The following is a 14627-nucleotide window of genomic DNA, read 5'->3' as shown; positions in this document are numbered from 1 at the left end:
AGTGCGTCGATGCCGTACGGGTTGGCGCCTTCAGCGGCGGAGGCCACAGCGGACACAGCCATCAGGCCGGCCACAGCAGCGAAAGATTTGATGAACGTAGAGAATTGCTTAGTCATGATCGTGACCCTTGTGCTAACGGTGATTCCGGTCAGGAATCGGACAAATTGAAGGCGATGTGCTGCTTGAGTTGCAGGTCCGGATTGCAGGTGTAGGCCTGTAGCGCGTTGAGTACCGCTGCGCGGAAATACCGCTGGTAAGAGGCCGGGATGCCCTTGATGGTGAGTTCGGGCGTGCCGCTCAATTTGCCATCCGGGCCGGTGGTGAAAGTGATATCCACCGCGCCACCAATGCCGTCATCCATGGCCTTGTCCGGATACACCGGGGGCTGGATATGCGCGCAATTGCCCTTGGCTGAAACCGGACCACTGGGTGCAGGGGCGGGTGGAGCGGGTGCCGGGGCGGGTGCTTGCGGGGCCGGGTCAGCGGTGGTCGCCACAATGGCCGCAGGGGCTGGTGCGGGCTGCGGGTGTTCCACCGGCGGTACATATGCCTTGGCTTGCGGCGGTGGCGGGGCCTTTCTGGTGATGATTTTTTCCACTTTGGGTGGCGGTGTTGGCGGCGGAGGTGGTGGCGGCTCGCTGATGATGGAGACCTCCACCTTTTGCTGGATTTTCTTGACCGCATCCTGCGCCAGGCCGGAAATCAGCGCGTAGATCAGCACGGCGTGAAACACCACCACACTCACCAGACCGGTGGCCCGCCGTCCGCCGGCCCGGCCCGGGCCATATCCATACACGGTGTTCGTCATTGTTCGGTTCAACCTGTCGATTCAAGCAAAGAGCGGCCATGTGCATGGCCGCTCTGTCCATCTTGGCGAATCAGAACTTCACGCCCAGTTGTGCGCCGTAAAAACGCGGCTGGGAGTTGATGTACTCATACGCGCCATAGGTCGGCACCACGGCCAGGGTGTGATACTGCTTGTCCGTCACATTGCGCACGAAGCCGGTGACCACCACCTTGTCATCCTTGCCATGCCAAGAGGCTTCCACGTCGCCCGTGGTGAAACCGCCCTGGGCCATCGCATCGTTCTGGTAGATGGCGTTGAAGTATTCCTTGGCCTTGTAGTTCCACAGCGTGCCCAGATCGACATAACCCACGCTGACCGGAATCCGGTAGCTGGCGCCCACGGCCACCGTCAGATGCGGTGAGCGCGGGAACTCGTTACCCGAAAGGTTGGCGGCCACGCCGTTTACGTAGGTGGGGAAATCCGAGTACTCGGTATGCAACAGGCCAATATTGCCGGACAGCGTCAAACCCTTGAGCGGAATGGCCTTGAGTTCCAGTTCCGCACCGTTGACCTTACCGCGTGCGGCGTTGGACAAGGTTTGTACGGTCTGGCCGCTGGAGGTCGGCGCAATGGCGAACACCTGCATGTCCTTGTAGTCGTAATGGAACACGGAGAGGTTGGCGATCAGGCGCTTGTCCAGCCATTCAGACTTGATGCCCAGCTCGTAGTCGGTCAGGTATTCCGGGGTGACCGTGTTGACTGCTGCCTGGGTTGTGGCACCGCCGTTGTAACCACCGGAACGGAAGCCCCGGGCAAAGCGGAAATACGTCTCGACGTTATCGGTCAGCGAGTAGGACGGCGTCAGATCCCACGTCGGCGCGCTCCAGGTGTGCGACTCGTTCTGCGTCGCCTTGACCACGGTATTGCCCGTCAGCAGGCTGGGTTGATACCAGTTGTCCAGACTCTGGAAACCGACCGTGCCGGTGCCGTTGATACCCAGCAGGTCGATGGATTTTTTCTCGGTGGTCCAGCGCAGGCCGCCCGAGAGGCGCAGGTTGTCGGTAAAACGGTAAGTGGCATTGCCAAAAATGGCAAAGCTCCTGGTTTCCTGATTGATGCTGGTTTGCTGGAATGCCGTCGCGGCCGGGCCGCCGGGCAAGGTGCCGGAGGTGGCGATGGAATTGAGGTCTTCCTTGAACAGGTGTACGCCGGTAATCCAGTTGAACCGGTCTTCTGCCGGCGAGGCCAGACGCACTTCTTCCGAGATCTGCCGGGTATCCAGTTTGGAATAACCGCGCGAGATTTCCAGCGGTGAGCCATCCCCGTCACTGATAAAGGTGCGGTGGGCGTTTTCCAGCGCGGTGATGGTGGTCAGTGTCTGGCGGCCGATCTCCCAATGGCCGGTCAGGTCGATCCCGTTGCTTTCGATATGGTCATTCTGCGCCACGTTTTCCGACACGCTGTACGGATCGGTCGAGGGTAGATAGCCATACTGGTTTTTGCCGCCCGGATTCACCCCCACCAGTTGCCAGAAGCTGCCGCCGCCGGAGTAATCCCGATAGTGGGTGTTCAACAACCAGTCTGACGTATCGCCCGCGTTCAGCAGCAACTGGCCGCGTACCGCCGTATCACGCAAGCCGCCCAGCTTCTGGCCGTTATACGTATTGTTGATATAGCCATCGCTTTGCTCGTTGAAGAACGAGACGCGACCGGCCAGCACATCATTGGACAACGCGCCGCCGACTGCGCCTTCTACCTTGCGATCACCAAAACTGCCGTAGCTGAACTGGGCGTAACCATTGGTGTCGTCAAACGTGGGCTTGCGCGAGATGTAGTTAATGGCGCCGCCCGTGGTGTTCTTGCCCCACAGCGTGCCTTGCGGGCCGCGCAGCACTTCAATGCGTTGCAGGTCAAATAGCGGGAAGCCTTGGGCAAAAACGTTGTTCCAGTACACATCGTCCACATACACGGCGATGGGTGACAACGACAGGTTGGACGGATCATTGTTACCAATACCGCGCAAGAACCAGCGCGGGCGCTCGCGGCCTTCGGTGGAGTCGGCGTTGAAGTTGGGCACGTATTTCACGATATCGTTGGCGATCTGGATGGACTCGCTATCCAGATCCTTGCCACCAATAGCGGTGACCGCGATCGGCACTTTCTGGATCTGCTGACTCCGGCGTTGGGCGGTGACGTTGATGGTCTCGATCTGTTGCGAGGTATCGGCGCTGGCGACATCACTGGCGTCTTGTGTGGCCGGAGCGGCAAACGCCGGGCCAAACAGACTGATCCCCAAAATGGCGGTACTGATGGCGGTGAGCCGCCATTGTGTTTTCTGGTGCATTGGTAATCCCCGTGGAGCCGGCTTGTTATTTGCCGGTTTGTTGTATGTGGCTGTGTCAGCCGGTACGGGGTACATAGCAATGGCCGTGCCATGTATTGAGTGTTTTTTAATGCATTGTTTTTAAATGGGTATTTTGTTTTTCAGGGTGACGGATTGGCGAGTCGGGCAGGCTGGGTGTTGATATCTGAGTAACGCTGTTGCTTTCTCACCATTGAAACAAAAGTACGTTGCTGTTTCTGTGGAAAAAACAAAACCGGCCACGCGGGCCGGTTTTGTAATATGCGCCAGGGTGGATTGCTTCGCGAATCCACCCTACAACCCTCAAACGGCGTACACCGCCGGATCGGCCCGTAGCCCGGATGAAGCGTAGCGAGAATCCGGGGTGACCACGCACCCACGCAGAGTAGGGTTCTAATCAGCCCCGTAGCCCGGATGGAGCCAAAGGCGGGAATCCGGGGTGACCACGCATCCACGCAGAGTCTGGTTCTGGGCAGCATCCCCGCCCCGGATTGCCGCTTTGCTTCATCCGGGCTACACAACTGCGCGGGCTAGTGCGTTCAGGCGGAATAAACCGCCGGGTCGGCCTTGTCGATCAGGCCACTCATTTTCCATTGCTGTTCCAGCACGCCAGAGCCATAGGGCTTGGTGCCGCCCAGGAGTTCTGCCAGCGCCTGGAAACGCGCGCCTTCTTCCAGCACCAGAATTTGCGCCGAGGTTTTCAGCAGGCCTTTTTTGCCCCAGAAGGTAGAGCCGCCGTTGGCCTCCAGAATGGCTTCGGTGTACGGGTCTTCTGCAATTTTTTCCAGAATGAAGGCAGACTCGGCCTGGCGGCGGTTGATATAGATCGGCACTTCACGCGTCAGCGTCCAGCGTTGCGCCGGTACATACAGCAGCGGCAGCGTACGGTGCGCGCCGGCCCAGGCGCCCAGGTAGGGCGTGTGGGCATGGATCACCGTGGTGATGTCCGGATGTGTCTTGAGAATGGCGGCGTAACGCGCGCCACCACCGGCTGCGCCGCCTTCGCTGTAAACCACCGTGCCATCAAACTCCACGATGGCAACGCTGATGCCATCGCCTTCGGCAAACGGGCCGCCGTAACCGACAGAGACCAGCCGGTTCTGGCCGGGCACGCGCTCTGCCGCACCAAAGGTGCCGGTGGCAGACAGCGTGCCGGTTTCGGTGAGTACTTTGACCGCCTTGATGGCGGCCTTGCGGACCCCGGCGACGAATTCGGCCAGATCGGCATCGAGCGAGCGTTCCAGCGTGGAGGTGACAGGTTGTACGGACATGGAGCGGATTCCTTGTAGGAAAAAATACGGGGTTGTGCGGCAACTAAAACAAACGGGAGAGGGGCGGCTTACCAGCTCATGCGTTTCAGCCAGTCGGCGCCGCCCCATTGCAGGTGCGGTTCACGCAGGGGTTCGGCGGGAACCCCGTCGCTGAATTCGGCCAGCAGGACGTCGCGCAGCGCGACAAAATTCGCCGCATTGCGATTGCGTGGGTGGGGCAGATCAACCGGGACTTCCTTGCGGATCCGGCCGGGGCGGGCATCCAGCACAATGACCCGGTCCGCCAGGTACAGCGCCTCTTCAATATCGTGGGTCACCATGACCATGGTGATGGCTTCTTCCTGCCAGAGCCGGCGCAGTTCTTGCTGCAACTTCAGCCGCGTCAGGGCATCCAGCGCGCCCAGCGGTTCATCCAGCAGCAACACTTGCGGGCGGGCGGCCAGCGCCCGGGCAATGGCGGCACGCTGGGCCATGCCGCCAGACAACTGATGGGGCCAGGCGTCAATGAATGGGGTCAGCCCCACTTGTTCCACGCTGGCGGCAATGCGCTGCTGGCGGCTGGTCGTATCAAGCCCGGCGTTGAGCAAAGCCAGATCAATGTTCTGGCGCACGGTCAGCCAGGGCAGCAGGCGGTGATCCTGGAACACCAGGCCACGCTGGGTGCTGGTGCCCTTGAGCGGTTCGCCGTCATGCAAGAGCACCCCTTCAAACTGCGTATCCAGCCCGGCCAAAAGGCGCAGCAAGGTGGATTTGCCGCAACCGCTGGCCCCGACAATGGCGACGAATTCGCCCGGCCGGATCGCCAGATTGATGTCCTCTAACACCGGTAGTGCTGCAGCGCCTTCACCGAACACTTTGTGGATGCCAATGACCGATAAGGCGCCACGCAAGTGGGTTGAGGTTTTGATCGAGACAGGGGCGTTCATGCGGTTTCCTTGTTGACCATTACGGCGGGATTGCGGGTAAATCGCAGCCACAGGGTTTGCCAGCCCGGCCAGGTGGCTATCCAGGGCAGTGTCCATAACAGAAAGACGGTTTGCAGACCCAGCCGGCTGCCCAGCCAGCCCGAACCCATGGCCCCGGCGGCGCTACCCAGCATCTGGAACAGGGTCAGGTGGGCGGAGGCACTGCTTTTGTCGACGGGCGCTTGCGCCATGCGGGCAAAATTAATGAGGTTGTTGATGCCCAGGCCAAAGCCAAACCCCAGCGCGGCCAGTACAAAGGCCACATCGGCGCGGAACAGCCCGGCCAGCAGCAAACTGGCCAGAATCAGCGCATGCCCGGATCGATACCAGCGCTCGCTATGCGGGCCCAGCAGCCAGCGGCCACCGCTGAACAGCACCACCACATAGCTAATGCCTTGCAAGGCCACCAGCCACACCGCGGTATGCGCCGGCCAGTGCAAAAAGCGCACGGCCAGCAAGATGGCAAAGACGCCCCAGGCGGAACTGGTCATGCTGCCCAGCACTTCAAACAGGTACACGCGGCGGACGTCCGCAATGCGCAGTACGTCACGCAAGCGGGTTGGCGCACGGTCTTTGCGGGCCCCCGTTTCTGCCGGCAACACCACCCAACCCAGCACGGCCAGCAAAGTGAATAGCGCGGCAGAGATGCCAAAGGCAATGGTCAGGCCCAGATTGGCGGTGAAATAGCTGGCAATCAGCGGCCCGGCAAACTGGATACCCAGCGTGAGCGAGCCTTTGTACCAACCGGCGCGGGCGTGGCCGATGCGGGGCAACTGCAGCAAGAACACCGTGCTCATCGCCACAATGCGAAACGAGATGCACAAGCCGGCGGCAAACATGGCCAGCGCCACCCATTGCCACTGCCCCAGACGGGGCAGGGCAATGAACACGCCCGCCAGTAACAGGCTGACCAGCGCGTACCAGACGCGCGGGTCGCCCCGCCCCAGAATGCGCCCGGCCGGCAGCGTGCCCACGGCCAGTGCCAGGGTTTCTGCCCCGCTGATCACCCCCAACTGCCAGGTGGTTACGCCCAGTTGCAAACCCAGCAACGTGCCGAGGATTTTGTTCATGCCGATGGTGATGCCGGAAATCAGGCTGAGCCCGGCAAAAGCCAGCACAAAGCGGCGCACCTCCAGGGGCGTGGCGGAATCGCTCATGCCGGCACGGCCTCCTGGGCATGATCCAGTTGCTGGGCGGCGGCCAGCGGGCGCGGATCAATCCAGTCCCGTACATCAAAGCGTTGCGGGATGAATTGCCAGCGGGCGAGGAAGTCCGTGAAATCCTGCAAGGCCGCGACGGAGGTCTCGGACAAGTCGGTGCGCAATTTCAGATGGGCATCTTCGCCGTAGGCGGTGATCACCAGCGCCTCGCTGGTATTGGCTTCCCGCGCCAGATAACGGCGGGTTTCGTCTGGATGCGCCCAAGCCCAGTGTTCGGCGCGCAGCACCTGATCAACAATCCGTACCGCCGCATCAAAGTGATGGGTCAGCAAGTGCTGGTCTACCGTCAAGGTGCGCGGCGTGCCGTTGTTGCTGCGAATCAGCGGGTCTGGATGGCTACCGGTATCAATGACCACATGCAAGCCGAAATCCCGCGCCACCTGGGCGCCATGCGCACCCTTGAGGAAGATGGCATCCACTTCGCCGCGCAACAGCCCCACCAGTTCATGGTTGTGATGTGTGCGGTTGTTCCAGACTGTGCCGCCTGCGCCGGTTTTGGCGGGCGCGTCGCTGTAACCGGCGGCGATTTCAAAGTCCACCAGTTCCACATCGGCCACGCTCAGGCCTTCCAGTTTGAGGGCGTTTTCCAGTCCGCGCAGTGCCTGGGCGCGGGTGAAGTCGATCTGCACATCACGCCAGCGCGGCAGGCCAAACTTGCGGCCTTTCAGGTCCGCCGGGGTGCGAATGCCGGTGTCTTGGCGGGTCAGGATCAGCTGCACTTCATCGGCCCAGGACAGGCCGATCACGCGGGTGTCACGGCCAGAACCCCGTGCCCAGATGGCCGGGATATTGCCGCCATGCCGGACGGAGTTCTGCAAGGTGTGATCAAAGTGCGATTCCCGCACGGCGCGGTCATTGGATTCCCGCAGCGAGCGCACTTCGGTGCATTGCGCGGCAAAGGCCTGATCCAGCCAGCCTTGTTGCAGGGCGATGCCCAGGCCGGTCGGCACGGGGCAACGGGTATACCAAAGGGTAGGGAGCGATGTTTGGTTCATGCTGGGATTCTCCGGTCAGGCGATCAGGGCGGGTTCACGGGTGGGGGCGGGCTGGCGGGCGGCGGCGTGCACCAGCGGCAAGATTTCCTGCCCCACGCGCAATGCTTCTTCCAGATGCGGGTTGCCCGCCAGGATAAAGGTGCTGATACCGGCCTCACGGTATTCGTTGAGGCGCTCGGCCACGTTCTGGTAATTGCCGACGATGCCGATCGACGGCCCCGGCCGGGCCTTGCCAAAGCCAGACCACAGATTCGGGCCGACGATCAGGTCTTCAAAGCGCTCGGCATCCTGGTAATAGGCTTGCTGGCGCGCCGCACCCACGGAGTCCGACCCTTTGCCGATCCACTGCAAACGGGCGCGGGTGTTGTCATCAATCAGGCCGTACTGGCGGCGGGCTTCGGCCCAGGCTTCTTCTTCGGTGCTGCGCGCCAGCACATCGACCCGTACCCCAAAGCGCACGGAGCGGCCTTGTTTGTCGGCCAGTTCCCGCACGCGCTCGATATGCGGTGCCAGCTTGTCTACGGGTTCGGCCCAGTTCAGATAGACGTCGGCATGGCGGGCGGCGACGCCCAGGGCGGCATCAGAGAAGCCAGAGAAATAAATCCCCGGAATGCGCTCGTGGCGCAGTGCAGGCGGCAGGCTGCCGTTTTCCAGCTGGTACACCTCGCCCTGATACGAGAACTGCGGGTTGGCCCACAGACCGCGGATGATGTCGAGGAACTCGCCGGTGCGCTTGTAACGCAGGTCGTGTTCGGCAAAGTCACCGTTGGCGCGCTGTTGAGCCGGGTTGCCGCCGGTGATGATGTTCCACTCCACCCGGTTGCCGGAGAGGTGCTGCAAGGCTGCGGCCATTTGCGCGGCGTAAGCGGGCAGAATCCAGGTGGCCTGGAAGGCAATCAGAAACTTGAGGCGGCGGGTTTCCCGCGCCAGCGCGGCGGCGGCGACCCAGGGCTCCGGCCCGGTTGGCAGCAATGCGCCTTCAAACCCGGCCAGTTCCGCCGCTTTGGCCACCTGGGCGATGTAATCGATGTAATTAAAGCCATCGGGCGAGCCATCCGGCAGGCGGCCGGGGGCGATATGACCAGGCGCGTGCTGGGCCGCGCCACGGTTGTTTTTGTCAGATGCCAGATTGGCGCCATCACTACCCAGCGGTAAACGCCAGAAAAATTCCAGACTCATTGCATGCTCCCTCACCGCAACGGATGTGCGGTCTGGTGTCTCTTTCAGCAAGAGCCGTGCCTGGTAAGTAACTTGATGATTTTCAATGGATAAATGAAAAAATTGCGGATGGGCTGGTTTGCGCTTTGACAGGACTGCTGGGTATTCAGTGAGGCGGAAGTTGAGATTTCAACATTGCTGCTGGTTTTTCAGTTGCAGCGGCTGGTCGATTGCAAACCACTGGTGCGCAGCGATGTAGCCCGGATGAAGCGAAGCGAGAATCCGGGGTGGCGATCTCGGCAAGCAAAGTTTTACGGTGCGGACGACGGGAGGTCGGGATCGTGGGGCGGCAATCTTGCGAATGATGCAACCCCGGACTCCCGCCTGCGGCTTCATCCGGGCTACGAACTGGTTTGCGCTTTGAAAGGACTGCGGGTTTTTCAGTTTCAGCGGCTGGTCGATTGCAAATCACTGGTGCGCAGCGAAGTAGCCCGGATGAAGCGCAGCGAGAATCCGGGGTGGCGATCTCGGCAAGCAAAGTTTTACGGCGCGGACGACGGGAAGTCGGGATGGTGGAGCGGCGATCTTGCGAATGACGCAACCCCGGATTCCCGCCTTCGGCTTCATCCGGGCTACGAACTGGTTTGCGCTTTGAAAGGACTGCGGGTTTTTCAGTTTCGGCGGCTGGTCGATTGCAAATCACTGGTGCGCAGCGATGTAGCCCGGATGAAGCGAAGCGAGAATCCGGGGTGGCGATCTCGGCAAGCACCGTTTTACGGTGCGGACGACGGGAAGTGGGGGTGGTGGCGCGGTGACCTTGCGAATGACGCAACCCCGGATTCCCGCCTTTGGCTTCATCCGGGCTACGCTCCATCCGGGTCACGGATTGTGAACTACTGATGCCAGCGCAGTGAACGCCGGGCCAGCGCGGCGAGGCCCAGGTTCATCAAGGCACCCATAATGGAAATGGTGATTACGCAAATCAGCACGATCTCCATGCGCTGATTGGTTTCTGCCGTCAGCATCATTGAACCAATACCCGGCCCGGCGGAAAACAGCATTTCCGCACCCACGGCGCTGATCCAGGCAAAGGTCAGCGCATGCATCAGCCCGGTAAAAACCTGCGGCAAGGCCCCTGGCAGGCGCACCCGCCAGAATTGCTGCCACAGGTTCAACTGGTAGAGCCCAGCCAGCTCCAGGTGGCGCTGTTCCGTTTGATGCAGTCCTTCAAAGGTGTTGAGCGTAACGGGGTAAAGCTCAGCCAGGCTGATGACCAGCAGGCGTGCTGGCTCGCTATTGCCAAACCACAGCCCGATCAACGGCGCCCATGCCAGTAGCGGCACCTGGCGCAGGGCATGAAACAGCGTGCCGGCCAGTTTGTCAGCCAGCGGGGACAGCGCCAGAATGCCGCCTAGTGCCAGGCCCGCCACGCTGCCTATCAACAGGCCGGCGCTGGTACGGGCAAGGCTGGCCCCCAGGTTGATGAACAAGCCGCCATCCGTCACCGATTGCAGCAAGCCTTGCCAGATTTGTTCCAGCGGCACAAAAGCGTAGGCATACACCGTGCTGTGATGCGCGGCCCACTGCCATAGGGTTAACAGCACGGCGGGAATGACCAGGCCGCGCAGGCGATCTGGCCAGGGGGTGGATGCACTCATGCGTTAGCTCCTTGTCGCCGCAATAACGCCCGCTGGATGACCCGCAGGCCGCGATCCAGCGCAAAACCAATGACGCCGGTGAGCACAATGCCCACCATGACCACGTCCATCTGGAACATCTGCCGAGCCATTTCCATCATCTGCCCAAGACCGCTTTCCGAGGCAATCAACTCCGTAGCCACCAGCACCATCCACGCCCGGTTCAGGCCAATGCGCATGCCGGTCAGCACCGGGGCCAGCGACGCGGGCAGGGTGATGTAACGCAGGCGCTGCCAGTGACTCAGGCGATACAACTCGCCCACCTCGGACCAGCGCCCGGAGACGGCGCGGATGCTCTCGCCGGTGGCCAGCGCCACGGAAAAAAACACCGCTTTGCCCACGACGACGATCTTGAAGGTCTCGCCCACGCCAAACAGCAGAATCAGCGCGGGCACAAGGGCAATGCCCGGTACCTGGCGCAACAGGTTGAAGGTGGGGCCAAACCACACCACAAAGCGTGGTTTGGTCCCCAGCAAAGCGCCAAACACCAGACCGCCCACCGTGCCCGCCACAAAACCAGTAAACAGCCGGTACAGACTGGCGCTCAGGTTTTGCCACAGTTCACCGCTGCTGATTAGTGCCAGTGCGGTTCGCCAGACTTGTACCGGCGGCACCAGCAACTGCGGCGACACCGCGCCGCTATTGCACGCGGTTTGCCATGCCGCCAGCAACAGCGCGGGGGCGACCAGCAAAAAACCGGGGTGGTTGATCAGGCGCCGCCAGGGCAGCGCCCGAACCGGCAAGGGCAGACTCAAGCTCATGGTTATTGGCCCCGGCGCGGTGACCAGAACCCGGCCAGTGCCGGGTCTTTGAGTGCTGCATCGACAAAGCGCGTGTCAAACAAGCTGCGGTAATCCAGATCGGCATGGATGACGCCGGCATTACGGGCGTAGGCGACTTCGTCGCGGTAGTGGTCCTGCAAGAAGCTGTCATACAGTGGGGAGAAGCGGTCTTTCCACGGCGTGATATCGCCCGCGTATTCGCGTTCGATCACGCTCAACGGTGTGCCGCTGGCAGAAGCCAACTGGTAGTACGCCTTGCGGTTGGTTTCCTGGGCGGACCAGTGTGCAGCGCGGATGTGGGCGGTGGCGATCAGTTGGGTAATCTCCGGGTACTGATCAATGAACGCTTTGCGGCCCCACAGTTCGGCGCGCATTTTCCAGTCCGGCGCAGATTGCTTGCTGTCCCAGATGATCTTGCCCACGCCTTTGTCGGCCAGCAGATACGCATCATCCAGCGTGAAGAAGGCATCCACACTGCCCGAGGCCAGCGCGGCAGCACCGGCTTGCGGGTTCAGGTTGATGATCTTGACGTCGTTAAAGGTCAGCCCGTTGGCCGCCAGCAACTTGCTGAACGGGTATTCCCATGGCCGGCCCCGGTGCAGCGCAATGCGCTTGCCCTTCAGGTCTTTGATGGATTTGGCGCTAGACCCCGCCGGCACCACCAGATAGGTGTTGCTGCCCGGCCCGCCAGGCACAATCAAGCGGGTCTGAATGCCGGATGCATTGGCGATGATGGAGGGCAAATCGCCATAGCCGGCAAAATCGATACGACCATTGGCAAAGCCTTCATTGACTTGCGGGCCCACGGCGGCGGGTGAGACGGGAACCCATTCCAGCGCTATCCCGCGCTTTTTCAGTTCGGCTTGCAGCCAGCCGTCATTTTCCAGCACCGCGCTTTCAGCGGTATGGCCCACTTTGCCGTTGTTGGCAAAGGTGATGGTGGCAATGCGCACAACCTTGAGTGGCGGCGGGGTGTCGGCCAGCGTCGCGGCGCTGGTGGCTAGCGTCAGTGCGCCGGCCAGTGTCAGAAGCAGATGACGAAAAGACATGAGCGGGGTGTTTTCCTGATGATGGTTTATTGTTGTGCGACGGGCGACTCAGGCCGCCTGCCGTTGGTCCAGAACATCGGCCAGTGGCGCGGGGTCGATCCAGTCGCGCACGCTGAAATCGGCCGGGAGAAAACCGTGCTGTAGCAAGAAGTGTTTGAACTCGTCGAATGCGGCAATGGTGTCGTCGTCCAGCGTGGTGGAGAGTCCCTCGTGCACGCGGGGGCCGTAGGCCAGCCGTACCCAGTCCGGCGCGCTGGCGGTTTCGCCGGCCAGCCAGTCCACGGTGGCGTCCGGGTGCTGTTGCGCCCAGTCGCCCACCTCGACGATGCGGCGCAAAAAGCGGCGCACCTGATCCGGGTGTTGCGTCAGTGCGGCGGCGTCCAGCGTGATGGGGCGGGGCGAGCCATTGTTGACGCGGATGTGCGGGTCCGGATGAAAGCCAATGTCTACCAGTACGCGCGCGCCGACGATGTACGCCAACTCCAGCCCCAGCGAACCCTTGGCATAAATGGCATCCACTTCACCGCGCAACAGGGCGCCGGTTTCTGCCGCGTACAAGCGGCGGCTGCGCAGGGCGGAAGGCTGGCGCGCACCGCCTTGTTCCGGGTTGATGGCAATGTCTGGTGTCTCTGGTACGGGCACCAGCACCACTTCGACATCCGCCAGGGTTAAGCCGGCCAGCGACAAGGCGCTGACAAAGCCCCGCAATGCCATCGCCCGGAAAATATCAATGCCCTGGCCTTCGCGCAGCGGCAAGCCAATGCGCCGGCCGCGCAAGCCGGCAAGGCCGCTGATGCCCGAGTCGTGGCGGGTGATGATCAACTGGGATTCATCGACCCAGGAGAAGCCCAGAACACGCGTATCCGCCCCCATGCTGCGAGCCCACAAGGCCGGAATACTGCCGCCCTGGCGCCAGGAGTGCGGCAGATCGTGGTCGATGTGTGAACGGCGTTGTGCGGCAGAGACGTTGGCATCCTGCAAGGAGCGGATGGCAATGCCATCCGCCGCAAATTCCTGATCAAACCAGCCCTGGCGGGCGGCAATGCCCAGCGGCGTGGGGACCGGGCAGCGGGTATACCAGATTGTTTGTGTCATGGCGGGCCTTACGCGATGGCGGGTTCGGGGGTGGATGCCAGTTGCCGTTTGACGGCTTGGGGCACCAGCGGCAAGACTTCCTCACCGACGCGATAAGCCTCTTCAAGGTGCGGATTGCTGGCCAGGATAAAGTGACTGACGCCAATGTCCACGTACTCGGCCAGTCGCTGGGCCACTTGTTCGTAGTTGCCGACAATCACGCAGCCCGGCCCGCCACGCACGCTGGACATGCCGGACCACAAATTGGGCCCAACGATCAGCGAATCAAAATCCCGCGCGCCGCCGTGCAGCGCAAATTGCCGTTGTGCGCCGACAGATTCAGTGGCGCCGGTACGCCGGCGATGACCAAAGCCCAGCGTCTGGTCCGTCACCGTGCCATACATGCGGCGTAGTTCGGCCCAGGCTTCTTCTTCGGTATCGCGCGCCAGGATATCGATGCGCATACCGAAACCCAATTCCCGTTCGCTACCGGTGGCTTCCAGCGCCCGACGGGCCTGGTCGATCACTTCTTTTTGTTTGGCCAGCGGTTCGCCCCAGGTCAGATGAATATCCCCATGACGCGCGGCCACGTGCATGGCCGCAGGGCTGGCGCCAGCCAGCCAGATGCGCGGCGTGGGGTATTGCGTCATCGGTGCGGTCAGGCCGCCTTCGTTGACCTTGTAGTACTTGCCCTCATAGGTAAACGGCTCGCCTGAGGCATAACCCTTGATGAAATCGAGGAACTCGCCAGTCCGCTCATAACGCTGATCGTGGCTGATAAAGTCGCCATAAGCTTCTTGTTCCGCGCCGCCACCGCCAGTAATGACGTTCCACTCCACCCGGCCCTGACTCAACCGTTGCAGGCTGGCAGCCATTTGCGTGGCATAAGACGGGTGGATAAACCACGGCTGGATGGCAATCAGCAAGCGCAGCCGGCGGGTTTCGCGCGCCAGGGCTGCGGCCACCATCCACGGTTCTTCAGTGTGGCGAAACGCCGGGATCAAGGCGCCATGGAAGTGGTTGATATCGGCCGCGCGCGCCACCTGGGCCAGATAGTCAATATACGCAAAGCCATCCTCATCGCGCCGTGGGGCTACACGGTGGGCCGGGCGGGCATTCCATTCGCCACGGGTGTGCTGGTCATGCGCATTACGGCCGTCACCGTGGACCGGTAACCGCCACAGAAATTCAATCGACATCGGTTCGTGCTCCTTGCTGCGGCGAGCGCCGCGGTCAAGCTCATTGAGCAGTTTCCGTGCCATGCGGG

13 protein-coding genes are annotated in these 14627 nt (G+C 61.7%); 1 reads left to right on the top strand and 12 read right to left on the bottom strand.

Annotated elements, in window-relative coordinates; all coding sequences use genetic code 11:
- Window positions 1-148 precede the first annotated feature (148 nt).
- From HNQ50_RS07315 to HNQ50_RS07285, 7 genes are all read right to left on the bottom strand, one after another.
- A complete protein-coding gene (locus HNQ50_RS07315; protein ID WP_184099072.1) occupies window positions 149-808 on the bottom strand; it encodes an energy transducer TonB in 660 nt (219 codons plus the stop codon).
- 70 nt (window positions 809-878) lie between these two features.
- Complete coding sequence (locus HNQ50_RS07310) at window positions 879-3131, bottom strand: TonB-dependent receptor (RefSeq protein WP_184099070.1); 2253 nt, start codon at window positions 3129-3131, stop codon at window positions 879-881.
- Between the two features lie 557 nt (window positions 3132-3688).
- Window positions 3689-4420, bottom strand: coding sequence for a class II aldolase/adducin family protein (locus tag HNQ50_RS07305; protein WP_184099068.1), 732 nt, complete (start codon window positions 4418-4420; stop codon window positions 3689-3691).
- 68 nt (window positions 4421-4488) lie between these two features.
- Window positions 4489-5346 (bottom strand): ABC transporter ATP-binding protein, encoded by an 858-nt coding sequence (locus HNQ50_RS07300; RefSeq protein ID WP_184099066.1) that lies wholly within the window; start codon window positions 5344-5346, stop codon window positions 4489-4491.
- The gene (locus tag HNQ50_RS07295) at window positions 5343-6542 is read right to left on the bottom strand and encodes an MFS transporter (RefSeq protein ID WP_184099064.1); all 1200 of its coding nucleotides are present in this window, start codon (window positions 6540-6542) and stop codon (window positions 5343-5345) included. The genes HNQ50_RS07300 and HNQ50_RS07295 overlap by 4 nt, the downstream gene beginning before the upstream one ends.
- On the bottom strand, window positions 6539-7600 hold the full coding sequence (locus HNQ50_RS07290) for an ABC transporter substrate-binding protein (protein WP_184099063.1): 1062 nt from the start codon (window positions 7598-7600) through the stop codon (window positions 6539-6541). The genes HNQ50_RS07295 and HNQ50_RS07290 overlap by 4 nt, the downstream gene beginning before the upstream one ends.
- Before the next feature lie 15 nt (window positions 7601-7615).
- Window positions 7616-8779 (bottom strand): LLM class flavin-dependent oxidoreductase, encoded by a 1164-nt coding sequence (locus HNQ50_RS07285; protein WP_184099061.1) that lies wholly within the window; start codon window positions 8777-8779, stop codon window positions 7616-7618.
- 174 nt (window positions 8780-8953) lie between these two features.
- Here HNQ50_RS07285 and HNQ50_RS07280 point away from each other — a divergent pair, with 174 nt between their 5' ends.
- On the top strand, window positions 8954-9658 hold the full coding sequence (locus HNQ50_RS07280; RefSeq protein WP_184099059.1) for a hypothetical protein: 705 nt from the start codon (window positions 8954-8956) through the stop codon (window positions 9656-9658).
- Here HNQ50_RS07280 and HNQ50_RS07275 read toward each other — a convergent pair.
- From HNQ50_RS07275 to HNQ50_RS07255, 5 genes are read right to left on the bottom strand one after another with little or no spacing between them, the layout of a single operon-like run.
- Window positions 9652-10416: an ABC transporter permease gene (locus HNQ50_RS07275; protein ID WP_184099057.1), complete on the bottom strand. Its 765-nt coding sequence runs from the start codon at window positions 10414-10416 to the stop codon at window positions 9652-9654. The two genes, HNQ50_RS07280 and HNQ50_RS07275, sit on opposite strands and share 7 nt — an antisense overlap.
- Window positions 10413-11216 (bottom strand): ABC transporter permease, encoded by an 804-nt coding sequence (locus tag HNQ50_RS07270; RefSeq protein ID WP_221303038.1) that lies wholly within the window; start codon window positions 11214-11216, stop codon window positions 10413-10415. Before HNQ50_RS07270 ends, HNQ50_RS07275 begins: the two co-directional genes overlap by 4 nt.
- A gap of 2 nt (window positions 11217-11218) precedes the next feature.
- A complete protein-coding gene (locus HNQ50_RS07265; RefSeq protein ID WP_184099055.1) occupies window positions 11219-12286 on the bottom strand; it encodes an ABC transporter substrate-binding protein in 1068 nt (355 codons plus the stop codon).
- A gap of 48 nt (window positions 12287-12334) precedes the next feature.
- Window positions 12335-13381 (bottom strand): ABC transporter substrate-binding protein, encoded by a 1047-nt coding sequence (locus HNQ50_RS07260; RefSeq protein WP_184099053.1) that lies wholly within the window; start codon window positions 13379-13381, stop codon window positions 12335-12337.
- An 8-nt stretch (window positions 13382-13389) separates the two neighbouring features.
- Window positions 13390-14559 (bottom strand): LLM class flavin-dependent oxidoreductase, encoded by a 1170-nt coding sequence (locus tag HNQ50_RS07255; RefSeq protein ID WP_184099051.1) that lies wholly within the window; start codon window positions 14557-14559, stop codon window positions 13390-13392.
- Between the last annotated feature and the right edge of the window lie 68 nt (window positions 14560-14627).

It is taken from the genome of Silvimonas terrae (genome assembly GCF_014202765.1).
Taxonomy (GTDB): Bacteria; Pseudomonadota; Gammaproteobacteria; order Burkholderiales; family Chitinibacteraceae; genus Silvimonas; species Silvimonas terrae.
This window is presented reverse-complemented; position numbering and strand designations above follow the sequence as displayed.

What these genes read in the sequence shown, in the direction of transcription:
- HNQ50_RS07315 (WP_184099072.1), bottom strand. Translation starts at nt 808, where the DNA reads ATGACGAACACCGTGTATGGATATGGCCCGGGCCGGGCCGGCGGACGG.
- HNQ50_RS07310 (WP_184099070.1), bottom strand. Translation starts at nt 3,131, where the DNA reads ATGCACCAGAAAACACAATGGCGGCTCACCGCCATCAGTACCGCCATT.
- HNQ50_RS07305 (WP_184099068.1), bottom strand. Translation starts at nt 4,420, where the DNA reads ATGTCCGTACAACCTGTCACCTCCACGCTGGAACGCTCGCTCGATGCC.
- HNQ50_RS07300 (WP_184099066.1), bottom strand. Translation starts at nt 5,346, where the DNA reads ATGAACGCCCCTGTCTCGATCAAAACCTCAACCCACTTGCGTGGCGCC.
- HNQ50_RS07295 (WP_184099064.1), bottom strand. Translation starts at nt 6,542, where the DNA reads ATGAGCGATTCCGCCACGCCCCTGGAGGTGCGCCGCTTTGTGCTGGCT.
- HNQ50_RS07290 (WP_184099063.1), bottom strand. Translation starts at nt 7,600, where the DNA reads ATGAACCAAACATCGCTCCCTACCCTTTGGTATACCCGTTGCCCCGTG.
- HNQ50_RS07285 (WP_184099061.1), bottom strand. Translation starts at nt 8,779, where the DNA reads ATGAGTCTGGAATTTTTCTGGCGTTTACCGCTGGGTAGTGATGGCGCC.
- HNQ50_RS07275 (WP_184099057.1), bottom strand. Translation starts at nt 10,416, where the DNA reads ATGAGTGCATCCACCCCCTGGCCAGATCGCCTGCGCGGCCTGGTCATT.
- HNQ50_RS07270 (WP_221303038.1), bottom strand. Translation starts at nt 11,216, where the DNA reads ATGAGCTTGAGTCTGCCCTTGCCGGTTCGGGCGCTGCCCTGGCGGCGC.
- HNQ50_RS07265 (WP_184099055.1), bottom strand. Translation starts at nt 12,286, where the DNA reads ATGTCTTTTCGTCATCTGCTTCTGACACTGGCCGGCGCACTGACGCTA.
- HNQ50_RS07260 (WP_184099053.1), bottom strand. Translation starts at nt 13,381, where the DNA reads ATGACACAAACAATCTGGTATACCCGCTGCCCGGTCCCCACGCCGCTG.
- HNQ50_RS07255 (WP_184099051.1), bottom strand. Translation starts at nt 14,559, where the DNA reads ATGTCGATTGAATTTCTGTGGCGGTTACCGGTCCACGGTGACGGCCGT.